General features: G+C 73.3%; 1 protein-coding gene. It reads left to right on the forward strand.

Annotated elements, in window-relative coordinates; translation table 11 throughout:
- The coding region (locus NBW84_RS13730; RefSeq protein WP_250285121.1) for a tetratricopeptide repeat protein at positions 1–757 on the forward strand (757 nt) is incomplete at both ends.

Genomic DNA, 757 nt, shown 5'->3' on the forward strand with positions numbered 1-757 from the left:
CAGTCTGCGCGTCCTCGGCCCCGACCACCCCCACACCCTGACCACCCGCAACAACCTCGCCGGCGCCTACGAGACGGCGGGGCGGGTGGCGGAGGCCATCGACCTGTACGAGCAGACCCTCACCGACCTGCTGCGCATCCTCGGCCCCGACCACCCCGACACCCTGACCACCCGTGGCAACCTCGCCGGCGCCTACCAGACGGTGGGGCGGGTGGCGGAGGCCATCGGCCTGCACGAGCAGACCCTCACCGACCTGCTGCGGGTCCTCGGCCCCGACCACCCCCACACCCTGACCACCCGCCACAACCTCGCCGGCGCCTACCAGACGGTGGGGCGGGTGGCGGAGGCCATCGGCCTGTACGAGCAGACCCTCACCGACCGGCTGCGCATCCTCGGCCCCGACCACCCCGACACCCTGACCACCCGCCACAACCTCGCCTACGCCTACCAGACGGTGGGGCGGGTGGCGGAGGCCATCGGCCTGCACGAGCAGACCCTCACCGACCGGCTGCGCGTCCTCGGCCCCGACCACCCCCACACCCTGACCACCCGCAACAACCTCGCCTACGCCTACCAGACGGTGGGGCGGGTGGCGGAGGCCATCGGCCTGTACGAGCAGACCCTCACCGACCGGCTGCGCGTCCTCGGCCCCGACCACCCCGACACCCTGACCTCCCGCAACAACCTCGCCGGCGCCTACCGGACGGTGGGGCGGGTGGCGGAGGCCATCGGCCTGTACGAGCAGACCCTCACCGAC

This window comes from Protofrankia sp. CiP1_Cm_nod2 (assembly GCF_920664355.1).
GTDB lineage: Bacteria > Actinomycetota > Actinomycetes > Frankiales > Frankiaceae > Protofrankia.